Here is a 21,767-nt window from a genome sequence, read left to right on the forward strand (position 1 = left end):
CCTCAAGCACTCTGGTTTACATGCCCTGTACCGTCGGTAGAATGGCGCCTCTGCCCAATCACCCGAGCGAACTTCATGGCGTTGCCGACCCTACGCATCATCGGTTTCATCATCGGCATCTTCCTGATCACCCTTGCCGTCGCCATGGTCATCCCGATGGCCACCCTGGTGATCTTCGAACGCACCAGCGACCTGCCCTCATTCCTGTGGGCCAGCCTGATCACCTTTATCGCCGGGTTGGCGCTGGTCATCCCCGGTCGCCCGGAGCATGTGCACTTGCGCCCCCGGGACATGTACCTGCTGACGGTCAGCAGTTGGGTGGTGGTGTGCATCTTCGCCGCCCTGCCCTTTTTGCTGACCCAGCACATCAGCTACACCGACTCGTTCTTTGAAAGCATGTCCGGCATCACCGCCACCGGCTCCACCGTGCTGAGCGGCCTGGACAGCATGTCACCGGGCATCCTGATGTGGCGCTCGTTGCTGCACTGGCTCGGGGGTATCGGCTTTATCGGCATGGCGGTAGCGATCCTGCCACTGCTGCGTATTGGTGGTATGCGCCTGTTCCAGACCGAATCCTCGGACCGCTCGGAAAAGGTCATGCCCCGCTCGCACATGGTGGCGCGGCTGATCGTGGCGGCGTATGTGGGCATCACTATCTTCGGCAGCCTGGCCTTCTGGTGGGCCGGGATGGGCGTATTCGATGCGATCAACCACGCGATGTCGGCAATTTCCACGGGTGGGTTTTCGACCTCGGATGAGTCCCTCGCGCACTGGAAACAACCTGCGGTGCACTGGGTCGCGGTGGTGGTGATGATCCTCGGCAGCTTGCCGTTTGCCCTGTATGTGGCGACGTTGCGCGGCAACCGACGGGCGCTGATCAAGGACCAGCAGGTGCAAGGCTTGCTCGGCCTGTTAATCGTGACCTGGCTGGTACTCGGCACCTGGTATTGGTGGACCACCAACCTGCATTGGCTCGATGCCTTGCGCCATGTGGCGCTGAACGTAACGTCAGTGGTGACGACTACCGGCTTTGCGCTGGGGGACTACAGCCTGTGGGGCAACTTCTCACTGATGCTGTTCTTCTACCTGGGCTTTATCGGCGGCTGCTCGGGCTCCACCGCAGGCGGCATCAAGATCTTCCGTTTCCAGGTCGCCTATATCCTGCTCAAGGCCAACTTGAACCAACTGATCCACCCCAGAGCGGTGATCAAACAGAAGTACAACGGCCATCGCCTGGATGAAGAAATCGTGCGGTCGATTCTGACCTTTTCGTTTTTCTTCGCGATCACCATCTGCGTTATCGCCCTGGCCTTGTCACTGCTGGGCGTGGACTGGATGACCGCGCTCACCGGTGCCGCCAGCACCGTGTCCGGCGTCGGCCCGGGCCTGGGTGAAACCATCGGCCCGGCCGGTAACTTCGCCACCCTGCCGGATGCGGCCAAATGGATTCTGTCGCTGGGCATGCTGCTGGGGAGACTGGAGATCATTACCGTGTTCGTGCTGTGTATTCCGGCATTTTGGCGCCACTGACCGACGACATTTCCTGCAGCCGTGCCCGGTACTCGCCGGGCGTGGCATTGAACCAGCGGCGAAACGCGCGGAAGAAGTTGCTCGGGTCGGCGAACCCCAGCAGGTAGGCAATTTCCAGCAAGGTCATGTTCGGCTGCGCCAGGTATTGCTCGGCCAGCTCGCGGCGGGTGTCATCGAGCAAGGCCTGGAAACTGGTGCCCTCCTCCTGCAAACGTCTTTGCAAGGTACGTTGGGACAGGTGCAGTGTCTGGGCCACCGCTTCGCGCTTGGGCTCCCCCTGGGGCAGCAGGCGGCACAACACCTGTCGCGCGTTGTGGGTGACGCGACTTTCGGAGAAACGCGCCAGGTACTCACCGGCAAAACGATCGTGCAATAGCGCCATGGCCTCGTTGGCCGTGGGCAGCGGCGCATCCATGTCGGCTTGCTCGAAGATCAGCGCGTCATAGGGCGCATTGAATTGCAGCGGCGCATGGAAGGCCTGTTTGTACGGCGCCAGGTCCGCTGGTTGATCGCCCTGCAGCAGCACTTTGCGCGGTTGCAGGGTGCGCCCGGTAAGCCAGCCGCACAGCGCCAACGCGCTGGCCAGCGAGGCTTCGGCGCTTTGCCGGGTCGGCGGCAGATGATCGCCATGCACTGTCAGAATCAACGCATAGCCTTCGGGTAAGAGTCGGAAGCTCAAGTCGGCGCTTTCGGCGATGATGCGCTGGTAGCGCACCAATCGCATAAAGCCTTCAGCCAGGGTGTTGCTGGACATCAGCGCATAACCGGCCACATGGAACGAGGCCGGCCGCACCACCTTGCCCATGTTCAAGCCAATCGCCGGGTTGCCTGACACCTCCACCGCCCGCTGCCACAGGCGGGTCATGGAATCCTGGGGAAAACGCGCGTCCGGGTCACTGAGGGCGGCATAGTCCAGGCCCAGTTGCTTGAACAACGCACGGCAATCCAGGCCGTCCATTTCCAACGCCTTGACTATCCCCATCGCCCAGCTTGCAGAAGTTGTTCGTTCGCTCATGGCGTCTTCTTATTGAAAGCAGGCTCAAACGGCAGCCAGGAAGCCAAGGATACTAAAGTGGCATCTATTGTCACTGGCTGATACCAGTGATCACTCTAGACTCAAATAAGCTCCCCGCCGAACACCTGTTGGGCGGCACAACAACCAGAGGGCCGGGCACCGTGGAAAACACCAGGAAATTCAACAGCTTTGCCGAGTTTTACCCGTACTACCTGAGCGAACATGGCAATAGCACCTGCCGGCGCTTGCACTTCATCGGCACCACCCTGGTGATCGGCATCCTCGCATACGCCATCGGCCGGGGGTCACTGCTCCTGTTGCTGGCCCTGCCAATCGCAGGCTACACCTTTGCCTGGATAGGCCACTTCTTTTTCGAAAAGAACCGCCCGGCGACCTTTCAGCACCCGTTCTATAGCTTGCTGGGGGATTTCGTGATGTACCGCGACATGATCCTGGGCAAGGTACCGTTCTAGGGTGTGACCTCATGTCACTTGCGTCGCAAGCATGAAAAATTATGCATCCGCCGAGATAAAAGTCTTTTTGTCATTTACGGTGCTGTATCCTGCCAAGGCTTTTTGAGAGCGCGCAATCACCTGCGATTGAAAACAGACCTTGCGAGGAGCGACGACGATGCACGAGATACCTAATCTCCCCTTCCCAAGCCTGCACCCAACCGAGCAGCCAACACCGCAGCAGGCCAGCAACAAGCAGCCTGCGACCAAAGAAGCAAAACCAGTCGACAGCAAACGCCAAGACTGACGCCGTACCAGACCGTGTGGAAAGCGCACCTTTGAGCGCTTTCCACACTGCCTGAATCATTCGAGACGCTCATCATGACCACAACCCTTCCCGATACGCCGGACGCCGCCGTGCTCGACGCTGCCTTGCAGATGGTCGAAGTCTGGAACCGCCTCAGTGCCGACAAGCAAGCGGCACTGCTCAAGCGCTTCGGCACCCAGGAAAACGCCCTGGCAGCCCTGGTGACGACTCAATTGCTGGCTCCCGCCCACGCCTGATGCATCTTTGCTCCGAGGTTTTACATTTTTGCCGCCCTGCCCGGCCTGCGCGCCGGTATCATTAGCAGCCTATCTTTACCTGCTGCGACAGTGGACGTCTCCCATGCCAGATACCCAGCGACCCATGGCCGTCACGCTGCAAGTCGTTTCCATCGTGCTGTTTACCTTTATCGGCTACCTGAATATCGGCATCCCCCTGGCTGTATTGCCGGGCTACGTGCATAGCCAATTGGGCTATGGCGCCGTGATCGCCGGGCTGGTCATCAGCGTGCAATACCTGGCGACCCTGTTGAGCCGCCCCTATGCCGGCAAGATTATCGACAACCTGGGCAGCAAGCGCGCCGTGCTGATTGGCCTGGTGGGCTGCGGTTCAAGTGGCGTGTTCATGTTGCTGGCGGCGTGGTTCTCCAGCCTGCCGGCAGTGAGCCTGGGCAGCCTGTTGATCGGTCGACTGGTGCTGGGCAGCGCCGAAAGCCTGGTGGGGTCCGGCGCAATCGGCTGGGGCATCGGCCGCGTGGGCGCGGCGAACACCGCCAAAGTCATCTCCTGGAACGGTATTGCCAGCTACGGCGCGCTGGCGGTCGGCGCACCACTGGGGGTGCTGTTGGTCAGTCGTTTCGGGCTGTGGAGCATGGGCGTGAGCATCATTCTGCTCGCCGTGCTGGGCGTGTTGTTGGCCTGGAAAAAACAAGCCGCGCCGATTGTGCCCGGCGTACGTCTGCCGTTCATGAATGTGCTGGGCCGCGTGTTGCCACACGGTTGCGCGCTGGCGCTGGGCTCCATCGGCTTTGGCACCATCGCCACCTTTATCACCCTGTATTACACCACCCAGCACTGGGATAACGCGGTGTGGGCCTTGAGCCTGTTCGGCGCCAGTTTTATCGGCGCACGCTTGCTGTTTGGCAATTTGATCAACCGTATTGGCGGCTTTCGTGTCGCGATTGCTTGCCTGTCGGTAGAAGTCCTCGGCCTGCTGTTGCTGTGGCTGGCGCCGGATGCCCAACTGGCGCTGGCTGGCGCGGCGTTGAGCGGCTTCGGCTTTTCCCTGGTATTTCCGGCGCTGGGCGTGGAGGCGGTCAACCTGGTGCCCGCCTCCAGCCGTGGCTCGGCGGTAGGCGCCTATTCACTGTTTATCGACTTGTCCCTGGGCATCACCGGGCCACTGGCGGGCGCCGTGGCAGCAGGTTTCGGCTTTGCATCGATCTTCCTGTTCGCCGCCCTCGCCGCCGCCGCCGGTTTGCTGCTGAGTCTGTACCTGTACCGCCAGGCACCCAAGGCCCGGGAAACGCGCGACGCCTAGAAGTCGACCTTGCCTCGCCCGGCCTTGATGCTGCCGCGCTTGGTCTTGGACTCCAGGCGGCGCTTCTTGGACCCCAGGGTGGGCTTGGTCGGACGGCGCTTTTTCTCGACCTTGGTGGCGCTCTGGATCAACTCCACCAGGCGCTCCAACGCATCGGCACGATTCTGCTCCTGGGTACGGTATTGCTGGGCCTTGAGCACCAGCACACCTTCGCTGGTAATACGGCTGTCGCGCAGCGCCAGCAGGCGCTCCTTGTAGAACTCCGGCAAGGACGAGGCTGGAATGTCAAAACGCAGGTGCACTGCGCTCGACACCTTGTTGACGTTCTGACCACCGGCGCCCTGGGCGCGGATCGCGGTCAGCTCGATCTCGGCATCGGGCAACTGTACGTTGTTGGAAATCACCAGCATGAGTAACACGGTCCTCCGGAAGAAGCCCTAGGATACGCGAATGCACCTTGGCCATCCCCTCAAACAACAAACCCGGCACAAGGCCGGGTCTGCTTAACAACATTGACGCTTACTTCACCGCAGGGACCGCCATATCCATGGACTGCTGCGCCCGCTTGTTCTTGACCCAGTAACACACGCCCATGAACGCCACCCACACCGGGATCGCGTACACCGAGCGGTCAATGCCCGGAATCATCAACATGGTGCCCAGGATAAACACCACGAACGCCACGCAGATAATGTTGCCATACGGATACCACAGCGCCTTGAACAGCGGCACCTGGCCGGTGCGGTTCATGTGCTGGCGGAACTTGAAGTGCGAGAAGCTGATCATCGCCCAGTTGATCACCAGCGTGGCCACCACCAGCGACATCAGCAGTTCCAGCGCGTTATGGGGCATCAGGTAGTTCATCAGCACCGCCACCAGGGTGATCGCTGCCGAGGCCAGGATCGAGCGCACCGGCACGCCACGCTTGTCGATCTTCGCCAGGGCCTTGGGCGCGTCGCCCTGCTCGGCCATGCCCAGCAACATACGGCTATTGCAGTAGGTGCCGCTGTTGTACACCGACAGCGCCGCCGTCAGCACCACGAAGTTGAGGATATGCGCGGCGGTATTGCTGCCCAGCATCGAGAACACCTGCACGAACGGGCTGCCACTGTAGGCATCGCCGGAGGCGTTGAGGGTCGCCAGCAGGCTGTCCCACGGCGTCAGCGACAACAGCACCACCAGAGCGCCGATGTAGAAAATCAGGATACGGTAGATCACCTGATTGATCGCCTTGGGGATCACGGTGCGTGGTTGATCGGCTTCGGCAGCGGTAAAACCGAGCATTTCCAGGCCGCCGAACGAGAACATGATGATCGCCATGGCCATCACCAACCCGCCAACACCATGGGGGAAAAACCCGCCGTGGTCCCACAGGTTGCTCACCGAGGCTTGCGGGCCGCCGCTGCCACTGACCAGCAGATAGCTGCCCAGGGCAATCATGCCAACGATTGCCACCACCTTGATGATGGCAAACCAGAACTCGGCTTCACCGAAGACCTTGACGTTGGCCAGGTTGATCACGTTGATCAGCACGAAAAAGGCCGCCGCAGACACCCAGGTCGGGATCTCCGGCCACCAGTAGTGCACGTATTTGCCGACAGCGGTCAGCTCCGACATACCCACCAGAATGTAAAGAATCCAGCAGTTCCAGCCCGACAGAAAGCCGGCGAAACCGCCCCAGTATTTGTGGGCAAAATGGCTGAACGAACCGGCTACCGGCTCCTCGACGATCATCTCGCCGAGCTGGCGCATGATCATGAAGGCGATAAAGCCGCAGATGGCATAGCCCAGGATCATCGACGGGCCGGCGGATTTGAGCACCCCGGCCGAGCCCAGGAACAGGCCGGTGCCGATGGCGCCACCGAGGGCGATCAACTGGATATGCCGATTTTTCAGGCCGCGTTTCAGCTCGCCTGAAGAGGAATGGGTTCCACTCATGAAAGGGTCTCACGCAAGGTTTGAGGATATGAATGCAGGTTGCTGCCTTGAATTACCGACTCAAGCAGCGCCGCTCAAACCCCGGCGCAGGCACCAGGAGTACAGCGTCTTTCTAACGGTCATGCGTCACCTGTTTGTTTTTATCTGTGACGAAATCGAACCCGTCCGGCTCGTGGCCAGGCGGAATGATCAGGGGGATCGAACCCTGAGGTCTTGGCCTTTTGCGTGGGTACGCAAGGGGAGTCACAGTAAAACGCGGCGCATTGTACACCGCTCGACAGCTTCGGCACGCCCCAACAGAGTGCACGCGACAAACTGTCAGCTAATCCTTACAGCTACAGGTCGCCCAAGACTCTCGGGGCAAATGCGTAAACTTATCGTTACGATGCGGAAATGCTGCGTTACAGCCAGGTTTTACGGACAGCCAACGGAAAATTGTCAGTGTGAATTTTCTGAATAAACGGTTCAGCCAATTAGCTGTTTTTTCTGAATAAAAAATAGCTCGCCAAAAACAGAAGAAAAAATCCAAATGAAACCGTGTCAATAAATTTTTTGCATTTTGAAACACTCTCTTCTAGGTTCTTTCCACTTGCCCGCGAAGCCCGCGGGCAAGCCGTTCTCAATCAACGTCCTCTAGGAGATACACCATGCAAGCACTGGAAAAAGACCTGGAAACCGAACTGCAACTCGACGATTGGTTTGAAGCGCCGACCCATGAGGCCGCCGTTGAAATGATGCAAGCCGATGCCGTTGTGCCTTTCGGCACCGCGATGTGGCCTTTCTAATACCCGGCAGGCATCCGGCAGGTGCTGTGCACGGCACCTGCCCCCTTACCCAAGGCACAGAAGGACACCCGTCATGGACAAGGCCCGCGCCGTCGAACACTTTCTCTACTATCTTGCTCACCATCCGGCCCTCCAGGGCCTGAGTCGCCCCAACGTGCTGCTGGGCCATACCGAACGCTACGACGCCATCGCCCAGGCAATCACCCACGGCAGCGCCGCCCGCTTCAACTTCCAGTTGCAACGCCTGGACCTGGCTCCCAGCGAAGCCTTGGTGCAAGCCATCGAAGCCTGTGACCTGTACCTGTTTCTCTACGACTCCTCCACCCTGCCCAACCCACGCGCCGAAGGCCCGGACTTTATCCGCGCCCTGCACGGCGTGATGGCCGAGCACTGGAAGAAATCCCTGCTATTCAAGGATTATGGTGATTACTTCTACGACACCTTCAGCGTCGAGCCACAGCGTATTGCCGACCTTAACGCCACGCTGATCCGACGCATGTCCCAGGCCAATGTACTGAGCTTTACCGACAAGCACGGTTCACGTCTTGAAGCGCCGATGAGCAGCATCAAGAAGTGGACCAATATCAACGGCGTCGGCAACCACGACCTGGCCCCCGGCGAAATCGCCACCCACAGTGAAGCCATCAACGGCCAGGTGCGGTTTGTGGGTACCTTCCTCAGCACTATTCCGTTTGCGCGCAAATACGGCGTGCTGCAATCACCGCTGGAATTGTGGATCGAGAACTCGACCATTTGCAGCGTGGCCAGCGACGTGCCGGGGCTGGCGGATGATTTCAACAAGTACCTGAATGCCAACCCGTCCAACCGTCGGGTGGAGGAGCTAGGGATTGGCACCAACGAAGGGGTCAAGGATCTTTATGCGCGCAATGCCGGGTTCGAGGAGCGCCATTGCGGGCTGCACCTGGGCCTGGGCGGCGGGCAGAAAGGCAGTCATCACTTGGATTTGATCTTTGCCAGTGGGGTGTTGGCGCTGGATGACAAGCCGGTGTTTGATGGCTCCTTTGCCTTTTAAAAGATCATCAGACGTGTAGATATCCCTGTGGGAGCCAGGCTTGCCCGCGTTAGCGGTGGGTCAGTTAGCACAAAGGTGACTGGCACACCGCTATCGCAGGCAAGCCAGCTCCCACAGTTGATTGCATTTCAAATTCAGATCAAAAAAAACGCCAACCCTAGGGTTGGCGTTTTTATGCAGCGCTTAACGCATCACTGCGGCTTCTTGCGACCAAAACCAGGACGCTGCCCCGAACCTGCCGGTGCGCCACGGCGCTTGCCCGACGGCTCATCAGCTACCAGTTTCGGGCCAGGGCGCTTGTTCGCCGCCGGCTTGGCTGGACGCTTGGTACTGGCATTGTCGGCCGGGCGATCGGCTTCACCACGGTTGCTGCGACCGCCGCTTGGCGCTTCGCCACGAGCAGGGCGCGGCGTGCGTGGCGCACGATCACCTTCCTGGCGGGACGGTGCGGTTGGGCGACGCTCACCTTCGATCTGCGGCTCGCGAGAGATACGACCGCCGGTTGCCGGTGCATTCAGCGCCGGGCGAAGGGTGCGAGCCACGCGCTCGGTACGCGCAACAGGGCGCGACGATTTACGCTGCATACGCTCAAGCTTGTCTTTGCTCTTGGCATTCATCTGCGGCATGGCGACCGGCGTCAGGCCGACTTCGGCGCTGAGGATGTCGACTTCGTACTGGCTCATTTCGCGCCAGCGGCCCATCGGCAGGTCGGAGTTCAGGAACACCGGGCCGAAACGCACGCGCTTGAGGCGGCTGACCACCAGCCCCTGGGATTCCCACAGGCGACGCACTTCACGGTTACGCCCTTCCATCACCACGCAGTGGTACCAGTGGTTGAAACCTTCGCCGCCTGGCGCCTGCTTGATGTCGGTGAACTTGGCCGGGCCGTCTTCCAGCACCACGCCGGCCTTGAGGCGTTCGATCATCTCGTCATCGACTTCACCGCGTACACGCACGGCGTATTCACGGTCCATCTCGTAGGACGGGTGCATCAGGCGGTTGGCCAGTTCGCCGTCAGTGGTGAACATCAGCAAGCCGGTGGTGTTGATGTCCAGACGACCGATGTTGATCCAGCGGCCTTCCTTGGGCTTGGGCATCTTGTCGAACACGGTCGGACGGCCTTCCGGGTCGTCACGGGTGCAGATTTCGCCATCGGGCTTGTTGTACATGATCACGCGGCGCACCGATTCGGCGGCCTCTTCACGCTTGATGACCTTGCCATCAATGGTGATTGCATCGTGCAGGTCGACGCGCTGGCCGAGGGTAGCCTCGACGCCGTTGACCTTGATGCGCTTCTGGGTGATCCAGGCTTCGACGTCGCGGCGCGAGCCCACACCGATACGCGCCAGCACTTTTTGCAGCTTTTCGCCTGCTGGGCCGATTTCCTGGTCTTTCTGGTCTTGGTCATTCATCGTAAGCACCTCCCGGTGGGTCGATTCAGGCGTGGCCTGAGGGGTCTTGAAAGCGGGGCCTTGGCCGAATAGGTCGGCAAGGGGTCGCGAATCATACGCGCATGACGCGTGTTGCGCATCACAGACTAGTCGATAACGCCCAAGTCATTTGCTTTTCCGCCGACCGGTGGCACCCAGCGCCAGCAATCGCAGCTCGGCTTCAGCCAGCACCGTGCGCTTGTCGACTTTGTCGAGCTTCTTCCAGGCACGGATTTCGCGCTTGCTGCGGCCACAGCCGACGCAGATGTCGTCGCTGAACTTGCAGATGCTGATGCAGGGGTCTTTGGTGGAACTCATGTTTTCTCCCAGACAATCCAGACCAATGGAGACAATGGAGATCCAATGTGGGAGGGGGCTTGCTCCCGATAGCAGTGGATCAGTTGATGCATCTGCTGCCTGACACTGCGCTATCGGGAGCAAGCCCCCTCCCACAGTTTTTATTGCGTCAGTCTTCGAGTTGGCGGCGTTCGTTTTCGATGGCTTCGGCCAGCGCCCGGGCTTCGTCTTCTTCGTCGCTCAGCGGCGGCTGTTCCAGGGCGGCGACGGCGGCCAGCAGTTTTTCCCGGGCATCGGCGACGCCGAGGATGTCTGCTTCGACTTCGGGCTCGGGTTCAACGTTCACCTCGGTCTGCGGCTCGTCGGCAGCATCACGCAAGAGGTCGTCAAAATCAGTCTTGATCCCTTGCTCCATATCATCGAGCTCCAACAACAGCGTATGGAAGCTGGTTTCGTCCTTGGGCTCCTCCGGCTCGGCGCTGGCATCGGCCAGTTCCTGCAGGCTTTGCGGTACCGGCGCATCGTCGAAGTCGAGCACCGGCTCGGCCTCCATTTCGCGCAGTTCAGCCAGGGGCGGCAGATCGTCGAGGTTCTTCAGGTTGAAATGATCGAGGAACACCTTGGTGGTGGCGAACATCGCCGGTTTGCCGGGCACGTCGCGGTAACCCACGATGCGGATCCACTCGCGCTCCAGCAGAGTCTTGACGATATGGCTGTTGACCGCCACACCACGCACATCCTCGATTTCGCCACGGGTAATCGGCTGGCGATAGGCGATCAGCGCCATGGTTTCCAGCATTGCCCGCGAATAACGCTGCGGCCGCTCTTCCCACAAGCGCCCCACCCACGGCGAAAACTTCTCACGGATCTGCAGGCGATAACCCGACGCCACTTCGCGCAACTCAAAGGCACGGCCGTCGCAGGACTTGCGCAGGATCTCCAGCGCCTTCTTGAATACCGGCGGCTCCGGGCGTTCGGCTTCTTCAAAGAGTTCGAACAGGCGCTCCAGGGATTGCGGCTTACCCGAGGCCAGGAGAAAGGCCTCCAGCAAGGGTGCCAGTTCGCGGGGTTCAGTCAGATTCATCGATTCAGCTCGTTATTCGGCTCGCGCCCGCACGTGGATAGCCGCAAAAGGCTCATTCTGCACCAGCTCGACCAAGGATTCCTTGACCAGTTCGAGGATCGCCATAAAGGTCACCACCACACCTAGTCGGCCTTCTTCGGCGGTGAACAGTTCGACAAACGGCACAAACCCACCGCCCTTCAGGCGCTCCAGCACATCACTCATGCGCTCGCGGGTAGACAGCGCTTCGCGGCTGACCTGGTGGCTTTCAAACATATCGCCACGGCGCAGCACCTCGGCCATGGACATCAGCAATTCTTCCAGGCTCACGTCCGGCAGCAATTTGCGCGCACGGGCCTCGGGTGCGTCGAGCTTGGGCACCACCACATCACGGCCCACGCGGCTCAGGCCGTCAATGCCTTCGGCGGCGGCCTTGAAGCGTTCGTACTCCTGCAAGCGGCGGATCAGTTCGGCGCGCGGGTCATCCTCTTCGGCCTCCACCGTCTCCGAGCGCGGCAACAACATGCGCGACTTGATCTCGGCGAGCATGGCCGCCATCACCAGGTATTCGGCGGCCAGTTCCAGGCGCACCGACTGCATCAGCTCGACGTAGCCCATGTACTGGCGGGTGATTTCCGCCACCGGAATGTCGAGGATGTTGATGTTCTGCTTGCGGATCAGGTACAGCAGCAAGTCCAGCGGGCCTTCGAAGGCTTCCAGGAAGACCTCCAGGGCATCCGGTGGAATGTACAGGTCCAGGGGCATTTCCATGACCGCCTGGCCATAGACCATGGCGAACGGCAGTTCCTGCTGGGCGCCGGCCTGGGGATCAGCGGTTTCCACGGCCGACATTCAGGCCTCGACCATAAATGGCGCCGGATCGCCACAGCCCACACGCACCACTTCAGGCTCGCCGTCAGCCAGGTTGATCACCGTCGAGGCTTTGTTGCCGCCGTAGCCGCCATCGATGATCAGGTCGACATGCTTTTCCAGCAGGCGCCGCATTTCGTAAGGGTCGTACAACGGTTCGGTTTCACCGGGCAGGATCAACGACACGCTCATCAGCGGCTCACCCAGCTCGGCCAACAGCGCCAGGGCTATCGGGTGTTCCGGCACGCGCAGGCCGATGGTGCGCTTCTTGGGGTGCAGTAAAAGGCGCGGCACTTCGCGGGTGGCATTGAGAATGAAGGTATAAGGCCCCGGCGTATGGGCCTTGAGCAGGCGGAACGTACCGGTGTCGACCTTGGCGAACAGGCCCAGTTGAGACAAGTCGCTGCAAATCAGTGCGAAGTTGTGCTTGTCGTCCAGCTGGCGCAGGCGCCTTACACGCTCGACCGCGCCCTTGTCGCCGATCTGGCAACCGATGGCGTAGGACGAATCAGTTGGATAGATCACCACGCCGCCGGCACGGATAATCTCCACGGCCTGTTTAATCAGGCGCGCCTGAGGGTTTTCCGGATGAATCTGGAAGAATTGACTCACGTGCTCTACCTGTTCAGACGGTGGCAATAATGGGGTCATGCTTGAATCGCCCCCACAACAGCGGCAGATCTTCCGGGACCTGGCGATACTCGCCAATCTCGGACCAGCCGCCTGGGCCATGAAAATCACTGCCGGCACTGACCAGCAGACCAAATTCGCGAGCAAGGATCGCCAGGCTGCCGACCTGTTCCGCCGGTTGATGCCCGTTGACCACCTCAATCGCGTGGCCACCCGCACCAATATAGTCGCTGATCAGCTTGCGGCGCTTGCTGCGGGTGAAATCGTAATGCCAGGGATGCGCCAGGCTGACCCAGGCCCCGGAAGCCCGCAAGGTCTGGACGGTGTCTTCCAGAGTCGGCCAATGCAGCTTCACATCGCCCAACTTGCCGGCCCCCAGCCATTTGCGAAAGGCTTCGGCGCGATCCTTGACATAGCCTTCGCGCACCATCCAGTCGGCAAAGTGCGGACGGGCCGGTGCGTTGCCGCTGTCGCCCAGTTCCTGCTGGATGGCACGGGCGCCGTCGAGGGCGCCGGGCATACCTTTAAGGCTGAGCTTGCGGCTTATTTCTTCGGACCGCAGCCAGCGGCCATCGTGCAATTGGGCAATGGCCGCCACCAACGGCGGGGCATTCTGATCGAAACCGTAGCCAAGTACATGAATGGTGGCGCCGCCCCAGGTGCAGGACAATTCCACCCCGTTGACCAACTGCATCCCCAAAGAATGCGCGGCTACGCGGGCCTCATCGAGACCTTCGAGGGTGTCGTGGTCGGTCAACGCCAGCACTTGCACGCCTTTTTCAAACGCACGCGCAACCAGTACCGCGGGCGCCAGGGCGCCGTCGGAGGCCGTGCTGTGGCAGTGCAAATCAACATTCACGTGGGTATGTAACCTCAAGTCAGCTGGCGCTATCGCAACCAAGGATGTTTGTTATTATGCCGCCACATCCAGCTTCTGGCTCTTACTGTGAAACAATTCATCGACTTCATCCCGCTGTTGCTGTTTTTCATCGTTACCAAACTCGACCCCAGGGTCATCGAAATCGCCGGTCACGAGCTGTCGTTCGGGGGTATCTACAGTGCCACTGCCGTACTGATCATCAGCTCCATCGTGGTCTACGGCGCCATCTTCATCTCCCAGCGCAAGCTGGAAAAAAGCCAATGGCTGACCCTTATCGCCTGCCTGGTCTTTGGCGGACTGACCCTGGCCTTCCACAGCGAAACCTTCCTTAAATGGAAAGCCCCGGTGGTCAACTGGCTGTTCGCCCTGGTCTTTATCGGCAGCCACTTCATCGGTGACCGCTTGCTGATCAAGCGGATCATGGGCCACGCGCTGACCTTGCCGGAACCGGTGTGGGTACGCCTGAACGTGGCCTGGATCGTGTTTTTCCTGTTCTGCGGTGCCGCCAACCTGTTCGTAGCCTTTACCTTCCAGGACTACTGGGTCGACTTCAAGGTGTTCGGCAGCCTGGGCATGACCGTACTGTTCCTGATCGGCCAGGGGATCTACCTGTCGCGTCACCTGCATGACACCGCGCCTACCACGCCGAAAACCGAGGACTGACATGCTCTACGCCATCATTGCCACCGATATTGCCAACTCGCTGGAAAAACGCCTGAGCGTACGCCCGGCCCACGTCGAGCGCCTTAAACAGCTGCAAGCCGAAGGCCGTATCGTACTGGCCGGCCCGCACCCGGCGGTCGACAGCAATGACCCGGGCGACGCCGGTTTCACCGGCAGCCTGATTGTCGCCGAGTTCGCCTCCCTGGCCGACGCCCAGGCCTGGGCCAAGGCCGACCCCTATGTCGCAGCGGGCGTCTACGCTGATGTGGTGATCAAGCCGTTCAAGCAAGTCCTGCCTTGAACCCGGCTGCGTCGAACCTAATCGTTTCGGCGCACTCCTAATGGCTCACGGCGTCACCGGTGGGGTCGTCGCCGTCGACAATGGCTAAATCGAGTGAGTCATGAGCGAGCTGTTACTGATAGATGATGACCAGGAGCTCTGTGAGCTGCTGACCAGTTGGTTGAGCCAGGAAGGCTTCCAGGTGCGCGCCTGCCACGATGGCCTGAGCGCCCGTAAAGCCTTGGCCGAAGCCGCCCCGGCGGCGGTGGTGCTCGACGTGATGCTGCCCGACGGCAGCGGCCTGGAACTGCTCAAGCAACTGCGCAACGACCACCTGGAACTGCCGGTGCTGATGCTCTCGGCGCGGGGCGAACCCCTGGACCGCATCCTCGGCCTGGAACTGGGCGCCGACGACTACCTGGCCAAGCCTTGCGATCCGCGCGAACTGACCGCCCGCCTGCGTGCCGTATTGCGCCGCAGCCACCCGACCGCGGTCTCGACCCAGCTTGAGCTGGGCGACCTGTGCTTCAGCCCGGTGCGCGGCGTGGTGAGTATCGATGAGCAGGAGTTCACCCTGACCGTCTCCGAAAGCCGCCTGCTCGAAGCCTTGCTGCGCCAGCCCGGCGAGCCCCTCGATAAACAGGAACTGGCGCAGATCGCCCTGGGTCGCAAGTTGACCCTTTACGATCGCAGCCTGGACATGCACGTCAGCAACCTGCGCAAAAAGATCGGCCCGCACCCGGATGGCCGGCCGCGGATCGTGGCGCTGCGCAGTCGCGGCTACTACTACAGCCTCTAAACATCACGCTTAACCCTGTGGGAGCTGGCTTGCCTGCGATAGCGGTGGGCCAGTTAGCATAACGGTGGACTGACACACCGCTATCGCAGGCAAGCCAGCTCCCACCATTGATTTCATCACCTTCAAGGGTTTTGTCAGCTCCTGTCAAACCCGTCTTTACCGAAGCTTTACTCTCCCCTGACCGCCGCTGACCTTGCTCTGCGTAACCTACTCACATCCGGACTCACCGGAATAGAGACAGGAGAATCACCATGCGCAAGACCCTTATCGCTTTGATGCTCGCCGCTGCACTGCCTACCGTCGCCATGGCCATGCCTGAAGGCCCGGGCCCGATGGGCGGTCACGAAGGCCACATGATGGGCGGCCCAGGCCACGGTGAACACGGCCCGCGTGGTAAAGGCGGCCCGTTCAGCCAGTTGGACTTGAGCAAGGAACAGCGTGAGCAGATCCGCAAGCTGATGGGTGACCAATGGCACGCTCGCAAAGACCTGACCCAAAAGTACCTGGACAAACTCCCGGCCGCTGACCAGAAAGCCATGCAGGACGAGATCGCCGCCGGCAAGCAGAAAACCCAGGCCAATATCCGCGCCGTGCTCAAGCCTGACCAGCAGAAGCAATACGACGAGATCGTCAAAAAGCAAGCCGAGCGCCGTGCCGAGTGGAAGCAATTCCAGGAATGGAAAGCCCAGCAAGCGCAAAAAGCGCAATAATGCGAACGTAATGCCTACGGCCCAGTGGTTCACACCACTGGGCTTTTCCTGTTTGAGGGTTTCCTGTGCGTTCATTGTTCTGGCGTATCCTGGCGAGTTTCTGGCTGGCCATCGCCCTGGTTGGCGGGTTGTCGATTCTGCTTGGGCATATGCTCAACCAGGACGCCTGGATTCTCAGCCGCCACCCAGGCCTCAACAACCTGGCGCAAGAGTGGACGCAACTCTACGAAGCCCAGGGTGAGGAAGCCGCCCAGGACTTGCTGCAACAGCGCAAACGCCAGTACCACATCGATGTGCAAGTGCTTAACGAGAGCGGCGAGCCGGTAGTGCGCGGTACCTTCCCGCGTCGCGCCGCCGCCTTTGAAGCCCGGCAGAATGACAGCCAGGACGGCCACCTGCCCTGGCGGCGCCTGACCGCCGAGTACACCAGCGAAAAAACCGGCGACACCTACCTGCTGATCTACCGTATTCCCCACCCGGAGTTGGAAGCGTGGCACCGCAGCAGCCTGCTGTGGCCGCTCAGTGCCCTGGCAATCACCCTGGTGGTGCTGACCCTGTTCAGCCTGCTGGTGACCTTGTCCATCACCCGCCCGCTCAGCCGTCTACGCGGCGCGGTGCATGACCTGGGGCAAACCACCTATCAACAAAACAGCCTGGCGCAACTGGCCAACAGGCGCGACGAGTTCGGTGTATTGGCCAACGATTTCAACCGCATGGGCGCGCGCCTGCAAAGCCTGATCGGTAGCCAGCGCCAGTTGCTGCGCGATGTGTCCCACGAACTGCGCTCGCCCCTGGCACGCTTGCGTATCGCCCTGGCCCTGGCCGAGCGCGCCAGCCCCGAAGAGCGGGAAAAACTCTGGCCGCGCCTGACCCGCGAATGCGACCGCCTGGAAGCCTTGATCAGCGAAATCCTGGTACTGGCGCGGGTCGACGCCGATAACGCCAGCGCCGAAGACATTGACCTCAACCCATTGCTCAAGACCCTGCAAAAGGACGCCCAACTCGGCGCACCGGAGCAAGTGGTGCACCTCAGCACCGACGTCGACCTGCGGCTCAAGGGCTGGCCGACCATGATCGAGCGCGCCGTGGATAACCTTCTGCGCAATGCCCAACGCTTCAACCCGGCCGGCCAACCGATTCAATTGCAGGCCCAGCATCAAAACGGGCGCATTCTGATCAGCGTACGCGACCACGGCCCCGGCGTTGATGCCGAGCACCTGGGCCAACTGGGCGAGCCGTTTTACCGTGCGCCGGGCCAGACTGCGCAAGGTCATGGCCTGGGCCTGGCCATTGCCCGCCGTGCTGCCGAGCGCCATGGCGGCACCCTGATCCTGGCCAATCATCCCGACGGCGGTTTTGTCGCCAGCATCGAACTGCCCTTGGTCCCAGGGGCTGCCACAGCGGTGTGATGTTCTTCTATAGTGGCCCTTCTCTTACGGAGGGCCTTAGATGACTGACCTGCTGACTCCCATCCAAGCTGCACTCGATTTACCGCACATTGCGCTGCCCGAGACCTCGGCAGGCGCGCTGCCCTCGTCCTTCGCCGTGACCGACCTGGCCGTCGCCAGCATCGGCGCCGCTGGCCAGGCTGTTGCCCAGTTGATCCAGCAACAGACCGGGCGGCTGCCCAGCGTCAGCGTGGATCGGCGTCTCGCCTCGCTGTGGTTTTCGTCGTCGATTCGCCCCGTGGGTTGGCAAGTGCCGCCGCTGTGGGACCCGGTGGCCGGTGACTACGCCAGCGCCGATGGCTGGATTCGTTTGCACACCAACGCGCCCCATCACCGTGCAGCGGCCGAGCGGGTGCTTGGGCCTGTGGCCGACCGCGCCGAGATGGCGACCAAAGTCGCTACATGGAACGCCGCAGAACTGGAACAGGCCATTGTCGACGCCGGCGGTTGTGCGGCGCAGATGCGTACGTGGCAAGCCTGGCAGCAGCATCCGCAAGGCTTGGCGGTGAATGCCGAAGAGTTGATACAGCGTCAGGTCTTCGACACTGGTATCGACAAACCCTGGCTTGGCTCACCTGCGCGCCCGCTGGCGGGTATCAAGGTGTTGGACTTGACCCGCGTATTGGCCGGCCCCGTGGCCAGTCGTTTCCTCGCCGGATTGGGTGCAGATGTACTGCGCATCGATTCGCCAACCTGGAACGAACCGGGCGTGGTACCGGAAATGACCCTGGGCAAGCGCTGTGCCCGCCTCGACCTGAAAAGCCCTGAAGGCCGGCAGGTATTCGAAGCCTTGCTCAAGGACGCTGACGTACTGTTCCATGGTTACCGCGCCGATGCACTGGAACAGCTGGGTTACACCCTCGGCGAGCGCCAACATATCGCCCCCGGCCTGATTGACGTCAGCCTCAATGCCTATGGCTGGAGTGGCCCGTGGCGTAACCGTCGCGGTTTTGACAGCCTGGTGCAGATGAGCAGCGGAATCGCCGAGGCGGGCATGGCCTGCAAGCAAGCGGATAAGCCCGTGCCGCTGCCGGTGCAGGCGCTGGATCACGCTACCGGTTACCTGATGGCCGCCAGTGCGATCCAGGCCTTGAGCGAGCGGTTTGCGTCAGGCCGGGGCGGTTCGGCGCGGTTGTCACTGGCGCGCACGGCCAAGTTGCTGGTGGACCCAGGACAGGTGCCGCAGCAGGCAGCGTTGCGCGGCGAAGACATCAATGATCAAGGCTTGGTGGTAGAGCAGACCGCCTGGGGCCAGGCCCATCGGTTACTGGCGCCGCTGAGCATCAGTGGCACGCCGTTGCAGTGGGATTTGCCGGCAGGGGAATTGGGCGCGCACCGGCCTCAGTGGTGAACTGAAGACCGCCATCGGGGGCAACCCCCCTCCCACTTTTGAATGTATTCACACATCAAATGTGGGAGGGGCTTGCCCCCGATGAGGCCAGTACAGCCCCCATCAATCCCCCCGCCCCAAAGACGTCCACAAATGCTGCGCCGCATACGCCCTCAACGGCCGCCACGCCTCGGCCCGCGCCAGCAACTGCCGTGCCGACACCGGCTCGCCTTCCAGCGCCGTCAGCGCATTGATCAAGCCAATGTCCCCCGACGCAAACGCATCCGCCTCGCGCAACTGGCGCATGGCGATGTACTGCGCGGTCCAGTCGCCAATCCCCGGCAACGCCACCAACCGTGCAACACCGTCCTTGAGACTGGCCTTGGGCTCGAAAATCCGAGGGTCATCCAACAACGCCTGGGCCACACCGGACAAGGTGCGGCCTCGCGCCTTGGGCATGCCCAGGGCCGCCAGGTCCGCCGCTGCCAGCACCTCGGGTGCCGGGAACAGGTGAGTAATACCGGCGTGGGGGGTGTGCAGCGGCTGGCCATACTGAGCCACCAGCTTGCCCGCCAACCGGATCGCCGCCACCACCGTGATCTGCTGGCCCAGCACTGCGCGAATGGCCAACTCCAGGCCGTCCCATGTACCCGGCAACCGCAGCCCTGGTCGAGCCGCAACCAGTTGCGCCATCAACGGGTCCCTGGCCAATTGCAGGTTGATCACGGCGGGCACGGCGTCCAGATCAAACATCCTGCGCAGGCGCCGCTCGATCTCGGGCAGCGCGGTCGGCTCGGGAAAGTCGACCGTCACCTCCAGCCAATCCCCCGCCCCCGGCTCGACGCTGATCCAGCCATGTCGCCCGGCCACACTGATGCTGCGTCGATACACTCCGGCCACCACGGTTTCCAACCCGGTGATTGCCCGGGCCGATAAGAACGCCACCATCGCCGCCCAGTCATAAGGCGGTTGATACGCCAACCTCACAGCGACAATACCCCGCTATACAGCCCATACGCGGCTAACCCGGCGCCCGCGATCACACAACCGAAAATGCCTTTTTCAAGCGAGGTAAACAACGGGCGGCCCTGCTCCCGCTTGGCCAGGGCAAACAGGATCACACCCGGTGCATACAGCAGCGCCGACAGCAGCAGATATTTCAAACCGCCCGCATACAGCAGCCACACCGCGTAACCGAGAGCAATCAAGCCTACCAGCAGATCTTTCATGCGTCGGCGCTGAGCGCCTTGATAGGTTTCGCCACGCGCGCTCAACAGCACCGCATAGGCCGCCGACCACAGGTACGGCACCAGAATCATCGACGACGCCAGGTAGATCAGGGTGGTGTAGGTACTGGCCGAAAACAGCGTGATCACCAGAAATGCCTGGATCATCACATTGGTCAGCCACAACGCGTTAACCGGCACCTGATTGGCATTTTCCTTTTTCAGGAACGCCGGCATGGTCTTGTCATGGGCAGTGGCATAGAGGATTTCCGCGCAGAGCAACGCCCACGAAAGCAATGCCCCGAGCAGCGAAACCGCCAGGCCGAGGCTGATCAATATCGCTCCCCAGGGCCCGACAATGTGTTCCAGCACGCCCGCCAGGGACGGGTTCTGCAACTGCGCCAGTTCCGGCTGGCCCATGATGCCCAACGACAGCACATTCACCAGCACCAGCAGCGCCAGCACCCCCAGGAAACCAATCACCGTCGCGCGCCCCACATCCGAGCGTTTCTCGGCCCGCGCCGAGTACACACTGGCGCCTTCGATACCGATAAACACAAACACCGTGACCAGCATCATGTGGCGCACCTGCTCGACCACGCTGCCCATCTGCGGATTGCCCAGGCCCCAGATATCACGGGTGAAGATGTCGGCCTTGAACGCTACGGCGGCAATCACGATAAACATCAGCAGCGGCACGATCTTCGCCACGGTGGTGATCTGGTTGATGAACGCCGCTTCCTTGATCCCGCGCATCACCAGAAAATGCACCGCCCACAGCAACAGCGATGCACAACCGATGGCCAGTGGTGTATTGCCCTGACCGAACGCCGGGAAAAAGTAACCCAGGGTGCTGAACAGCAACACGAAATAGCCGACGTTGCCCATCCACGCACTGATCCAGTAGCCCCAGGCCGAGGAGAACCCCATGTAATCGCCGAAGCCGGCCTTGGCGTAGGCGTACACCCCGGAATCCAGTTCCGGTTTGCGGTTGGCCAGGGTCTGGAACACAAACGCCAGGGTCAACATGCCAACCGCGGTAATGGCCCAACCGATCAGCACTGCTCCCACTTCGGCGCGGGCTGCCATGTTTTGCGGGAGCGAGAAGATCCCGCCGCCGATCATCGAACCTACTACCAGGGCGATCAGGGCACTGAGCCGAAGTTTCTGGGCTGGTTGAGACATGCAGGTTCCTCGCAATAAATGTTTGAGCCGACCACCGCGCACTCAACTAATTCAATTTAATGACGCTAGCGCTTCATAACATATGGGTATGTAAACGCGGGAAGTTTAGGCTTATTTAGAATTTAAATACGGCAATTATGAAGCGCTCGTCAGACAACGTACAAAAAGTTTGCACATCCGCAAATACGAACTAGCGTCAACATCCATGCCCCTGACCAAATGATTAACCACATTGTAGGAGACCGCTCTAGCGAGCGCCTTTGCACAGGCCGTGTCGCCCCGCAACTGCCACCCTAAGTCGTTAATTCACAATGGAATGTGCCAATGAAGTGATCTGAG

At 61.0% G+C, this 21,767-nt stretch carries 23 protein-coding genes; 12 read left to right on the forward strand and 11 right to left on the reverse strand.

Annotation, left to right across the window (positions count from 1 at the left end):
- Nucleotides 1–75: 75 nt before the first annotated feature.
- Nucleotides 76–1,530 (forward strand): TrkH family potassium uptake protein, encoded by a 1,455-nt coding sequence (locus tag PSEBG33_RS06200; RefSeq protein WP_005790797.1) that lies wholly within the window; start codon nucleotides 76–78, stop codon nucleotides 1,528–1,530.
- Here PSEBG33_RS06200 and PSEBG33_RS06195 read toward each other — a convergent pair.
- Nucleotides 1,487–2,545: an AraC family transcriptional regulator gene (locus PSEBG33_RS06195; RefSeq protein WP_005790800.1), complete on the reverse strand. Its 1,059-nt coding sequence runs from the start codon at nucleotides 2,543–2,545 to the stop codon at nucleotides 1,487–1,489. The genes PSEBG33_RS06200 and PSEBG33_RS06195 overlap by 44 nt on opposite strands.
- A gap of 161 nt (nucleotides 2,546–2,706) precedes the next feature.
- On the opposite strand from PSEBG33_RS06195, the gene PSEBG33_RS06190 reads away from it, so the two are divergent.
- The 3 genes from PSEBG33_RS06190 (at nucleotide 2,707) to PSEBG33_RS06180 (ending at nucleotide 4,861) form a co-directional block, all read left to right on the forward strand.
- Nucleotides 2,707–3,018, forward strand: a complete 312-nt coding sequence (locus PSEBG33_RS06190; protein WP_005790802.1) for a DUF962 domain-containing protein — start codon at nucleotides 2,707–2,709, stop codon at nucleotides 3,016–3,018.
- 360 nt (nucleotides 3,019–3,378) lie between these two features.
- On the forward strand, nucleotides 3,379–3,561 hold the full coding sequence (locus PSEBG33_RS06185) for a hypothetical protein (RefSeq protein ID WP_005790805.1): 183 nt from the start codon (nucleotides 3,379–3,381) through the stop codon (nucleotides 3,559–3,561).
- Between the two features lie 103 nt (nucleotides 3,562–3,664).
- Entirely contained in the window at nucleotides 3,665–4,861 is a 1,197-nt protein-coding gene (locus PSEBG33_RS06180) for an MFS transporter (RefSeq protein ID WP_005790807.1), read from the forward strand.
- Here the strand turns inward: PSEBG33_RS06180 and arfB are convergent.
- Both arfB and PSEBG33_RS06170 read right to left on the reverse strand, forming a co-directional pair.
- Nucleotides 4,858–5,271, reverse strand: coding sequence for an alternative ribosome rescue aminoacyl-tRNA hydrolase ArfB (gene arfB, locus PSEBG33_RS06175; RefSeq protein ID WP_003193787.1), 414 nt, complete (start codon nucleotides 5,269–5,271; stop codon nucleotides 4,858–4,860). The genes PSEBG33_RS06180 and arfB overlap by 4 nt on opposite strands.
- Nucleotides 5,272–5,380: 109 nt before the next feature.
- Nucleotides 5,381–6,799 (reverse strand): amino acid permease, encoded by a 1,419-nt coding sequence (locus PSEBG33_RS06170; RefSeq protein WP_005790812.1) that lies wholly within the window; start codon nucleotides 6,797–6,799, stop codon nucleotides 5,381–5,383.
- A gap of 647 nt (nucleotides 6,800–7,446) precedes the next feature.
- Between PSEBG33_RS06170 and PSEBG33_RS29615 the strand changes: the two genes are divergently transcribed.
- Together PSEBG33_RS29615 and PSEBG33_RS06160 are read left to right on the forward strand one after the other, a co-directional pair.
- Nucleotides 7,447–7,584: a hypothetical protein gene (locus tag PSEBG33_RS29615; protein ID WP_003237751.1), complete on the forward strand. Its 138-nt coding sequence runs from the start codon at nucleotides 7,447–7,449 to the stop codon at nucleotides 7,582–7,584.
- Nucleotides 7,585–7,657: 73 nt separating this feature from the next.
- On the forward strand, nucleotides 7,658–8,617 hold the full coding sequence (locus PSEBG33_RS06160; protein ID WP_005790813.1) for a hypothetical protein: 960 nt from the start codon (nucleotides 7,658–7,660) through the stop codon (nucleotides 8,615–8,617).
- 191 nt (nucleotides 8,618–8,808) lie between these two features.
- On the opposite strand, the gene rluB is transcribed toward PSEBG33_RS06160, so the two are convergent.
- The 6 genes from rluB to PSEBG33_RS06130 all read right to left on the reverse strand — a co-directional run bounded on the left by rluB (nucleotide 8,809) and on the right by PSEBG33_RS06130 (nucleotide 13,766).
- Nucleotides 8,809–10,029, reverse strand: a complete 1,221-nt coding sequence (gene rluB / locus PSEBG33_RS06155; protein WP_005790814.1) for a 23S rRNA pseudouridine(2605) synthase RluB — start codon at nucleotides 10,027–10,029, stop codon at nucleotides 8,809–8,811.
- Between the two features lie 144 nt (nucleotides 10,030–10,173).
- On the reverse strand, nucleotides 10,174–10,365 hold the full coding sequence (locus PSEBG33_RS06150; protein WP_005790815.1) for a DUF1289 domain-containing protein: 192 nt from the start codon (nucleotides 10,363–10,365) through the stop codon (nucleotides 10,174–10,176).
- Nucleotides 10,366–10,513: 148 nt separating this feature from the next.
- On the reverse strand, nucleotides 10,514–11,428 hold the full coding sequence (gene scpB / locus PSEBG33_RS06145; RefSeq protein WP_005790816.1) for an SMC-Scp complex subunit ScpB: 915 nt from the start codon (nucleotides 11,426–11,428) through the stop codon (nucleotides 10,514–10,516).
- A gap of 12 nt (nucleotides 11,429–11,440) precedes the next feature.
- Nucleotides 11,441–12,139 (reverse strand): segregation and condensation protein A, encoded by a 699-nt coding sequence (locus PSEBG33_RS06140; protein WP_164365898.1) that lies wholly within the window; start codon nucleotides 12,137–12,139, stop codon nucleotides 11,441–11,443.
- Nucleotides 12,140–12,259: 120 nt separating this feature from the next.
- A complete protein-coding gene (locus tag PSEBG33_RS06135) occupies nucleotides 12,260–12,889 on the reverse strand; it encodes an L-threonylcarbamoyladenylate synthase (protein WP_003193796.1) in 630 nt (209 codons plus the stop codon).
- 13 nt (nucleotides 12,890–12,902) lie between these two features.
- On the reverse strand, nucleotides 12,903–13,766 hold the full coding sequence (locus PSEBG33_RS06130) for a PHP domain-containing protein (RefSeq protein ID WP_005790818.1): 864 nt from the start codon (nucleotides 13,764–13,766) through the stop codon (nucleotides 12,903–12,905).
- 87 nt (nucleotides 13,767–13,853) lie between these two features.
- Here PSEBG33_RS06130 and PSEBG33_RS06125 point away from each other — a divergent pair, with 87 nt between their 5' ends.
- From PSEBG33_RS06125 to PSEBG33_RS06100, 6 genes are all read left to right on the forward strand, one after another.
- A complete protein-coding gene (locus PSEBG33_RS06125) occupies nucleotides 13,854–14,450 on the forward strand; it encodes a septation protein A (protein ID WP_005790819.1) in 597 nt (198 codons plus the stop codon).
- A gap of 1 nt (nucleotide 14,451) precedes the next feature.
- A complete protein-coding gene (locus PSEBG33_RS06120) occupies nucleotides 14,452–14,751 on the forward strand; it encodes a YciI family protein (RefSeq protein ID WP_005790820.1) in 300 nt (99 codons plus the stop codon).
- A gap of 100 nt (nucleotides 14,752–14,851) precedes the next feature.
- On the forward strand, nucleotides 14,852–15,529 hold the full coding sequence (locus PSEBG33_RS06115) for a response regulator transcription factor (protein ID WP_005790821.1): 678 nt from the start codon (nucleotides 14,852–14,854) through the stop codon (nucleotides 15,527–15,529).
- 251 nt (nucleotides 15,530–15,780) lie between these two features.
- Nucleotides 15,781–16,239: a hypothetical protein gene (locus tag PSEBG33_RS06110; RefSeq protein WP_005790823.1), complete on the forward strand. Its 459-nt coding sequence runs from the start codon at nucleotides 15,781–15,783 to the stop codon at nucleotides 16,237–16,239.
- A 65-nt stretch (nucleotides 16,240–16,304) separates the two neighbouring features.
- Nucleotides 16,305–17,648, forward strand: a complete 1,344-nt coding sequence (locus PSEBG33_RS06105; RefSeq protein WP_005790825.1) for a sensor histidine kinase — start codon at nucleotides 16,305–16,307, stop codon at nucleotides 17,646–17,648.
- A 40-nt stretch (nucleotides 17,649–17,688) separates the two neighbouring features.
- Nucleotides 17,689–19,038 carry a CoA transferase gene (locus PSEBG33_RS06100; protein WP_005790827.1) on the forward strand — a complete coding sequence of 450 codons (1,350 nt, stop codon included), beginning with the start codon at nucleotides 17,689–17,691 and terminating at the stop codon, nucleotides 19,036–19,038.
- 102 nt (nucleotides 19,039–19,140) lie between these two features.
- Here PSEBG33_RS06100 and PSEBG33_RS06095 read toward each other — a convergent pair whose 3' ends face one another.
- Together PSEBG33_RS06095 and arcD are read right to left on the reverse strand one after the other, a co-directional pair.
- On the reverse strand, nucleotides 19,141–20,004 hold the full coding sequence (locus PSEBG33_RS06095; protein WP_005790829.1) for a DNA-3-methyladenine glycosylase family protein: 864 nt from the start codon (nucleotides 20,002–20,004) through the stop codon (nucleotides 19,141–19,143).
- Nucleotides 20,001–21,428, reverse strand: coding sequence for an arginine-ornithine antiporter (gene arcD, locus PSEBG33_RS06090; RefSeq protein ID WP_005790831.1), 1,428 nt, complete (start codon nucleotides 21,426–21,428; stop codon nucleotides 20,001–20,003). Before arcD ends, PSEBG33_RS06095 begins: the two co-directional genes overlap by 4 nt.
- Nucleotides 21,429–21,767 lie beyond the last annotated feature (339 nt).

Origin of the sequence: Pseudomonas synxantha BG33R (assembly GCF_000263715.2) — a bacterium.
Lineage (GTDB): Bacteria > Pseudomonadota > Gammaproteobacteria > Pseudomonadales > Pseudomonadaceae > Aquipseudomonas > Aquipseudomonas synxantha_A.

What these genes read in the sequence shown, in the direction of transcription:
- PSEBG33_RS06185 (WP_005790805.1), top strand. Translation starts at nt 3,379, where the DNA reads ATGACCACAACCCTTCCCGATACGCCGGACGCCGCCGTGCTCGACGCT.
- PSEBG33_RS06180 (WP_005790807.1), top strand. Translation starts at nt 3,665, where the DNA reads ATGCCAGATACCCAGCGACCCATGGCCGTCACGCTGCAAGTCGTTTCC.
- PSEBG33_RS06110 (WP_005790823.1), top strand. Translation starts at nt 15,781, where the DNA reads ATGCGCAAGACCCTTATCGCTTTGATGCTCGCCGCTGCACTGCCTACC.
- PSEBG33_RS06200 (WP_005790797.1), top strand. Translation starts at nt 76, where the DNA reads ATGGCGTTGCCGACCCTACGCATCATCGGTTTCATCATCGGCATCTTC.
- PSEBG33_RS06115 (WP_005790821.1), top strand. Translation starts at nt 14,852, where the DNA reads ATGAGCGAGCTGTTACTGATAGATGATGACCAGGAGCTCTGTGAGCTG.
- PSEBG33_RS06160 (WP_005790813.1), top strand. Translation starts at nt 7,658, where the DNA reads ATGGACAAGGCCCGCGCCGTCGAACACTTTCTCTACTATCTTGCTCAC.
- PSEBG33_RS29615 (WP_003237751.1), top strand. Translation starts at nt 7,447, where the DNA reads ATGCAAGCACTGGAAAAAGACCTGGAAACCGAACTGCAACTCGACGAT.
- PSEBG33_RS06195 (WP_005790800.1), bottom strand. Translation starts at nt 2,545, where the DNA reads ATGAGCGAACGAACAACTTCTGCAAGCTGGGCGATGGGGATAGTCAAG.
- rluB (WP_005790814.1), bottom strand. Translation starts at nt 10,029, where the DNA reads ATGAATGACCAAGACCAGAAAGACCAGGAAATCGGCCCAGCAGGCGAA.
- scpB (WP_005790816.1), bottom strand. Translation starts at nt 11,428, where the DNA reads ATGAATCTGACTGAACCCCGCGAACTGGCACCCTTGCTGGAGGCCTTT.
- PSEBG33_RS06100 (WP_005790827.1), top strand. Translation starts at nt 17,689, where the DNA reads ATGACTGACCTGCTGACTCCCATCCAAGCTGCACTCGATTTACCGCAC.
- PSEBG33_RS06150 (WP_005790815.1), bottom strand. Translation starts at nt 10,365, where the DNA reads ATGAGTTCCACCAAAGACCCCTGCATCAGCATCTGCAAGTTCAGCGAC.
- PSEBG33_RS06120 (WP_005790820.1), top strand. Translation starts at nt 14,452, where the DNA reads ATGCTCTACGCCATCATTGCCACCGATATTGCCAACTCGCTGGAAAAA.
- arcD (WP_005790831.1), bottom strand. Translation starts at nt 21,428, where the DNA reads ATGTCTCAACCAGCCCAGAAACTTCGGCTCAGTGCCCTGATCGCCCTG.
- PSEBG33_RS06170 (WP_005790812.1), bottom strand. Translation starts at nt 6,799, where the DNA reads ATGAGTGGAACCCATTCCTCTTCAGGCGAGCTGAAACGCGGCCTGAAA.
- arfB (WP_003193787.1), bottom strand. Translation starts at nt 5,271, where the DNA reads ATGCTGGTGATTTCCAACAACGTACAGTTGCCCGATGCCGAGATCGAG.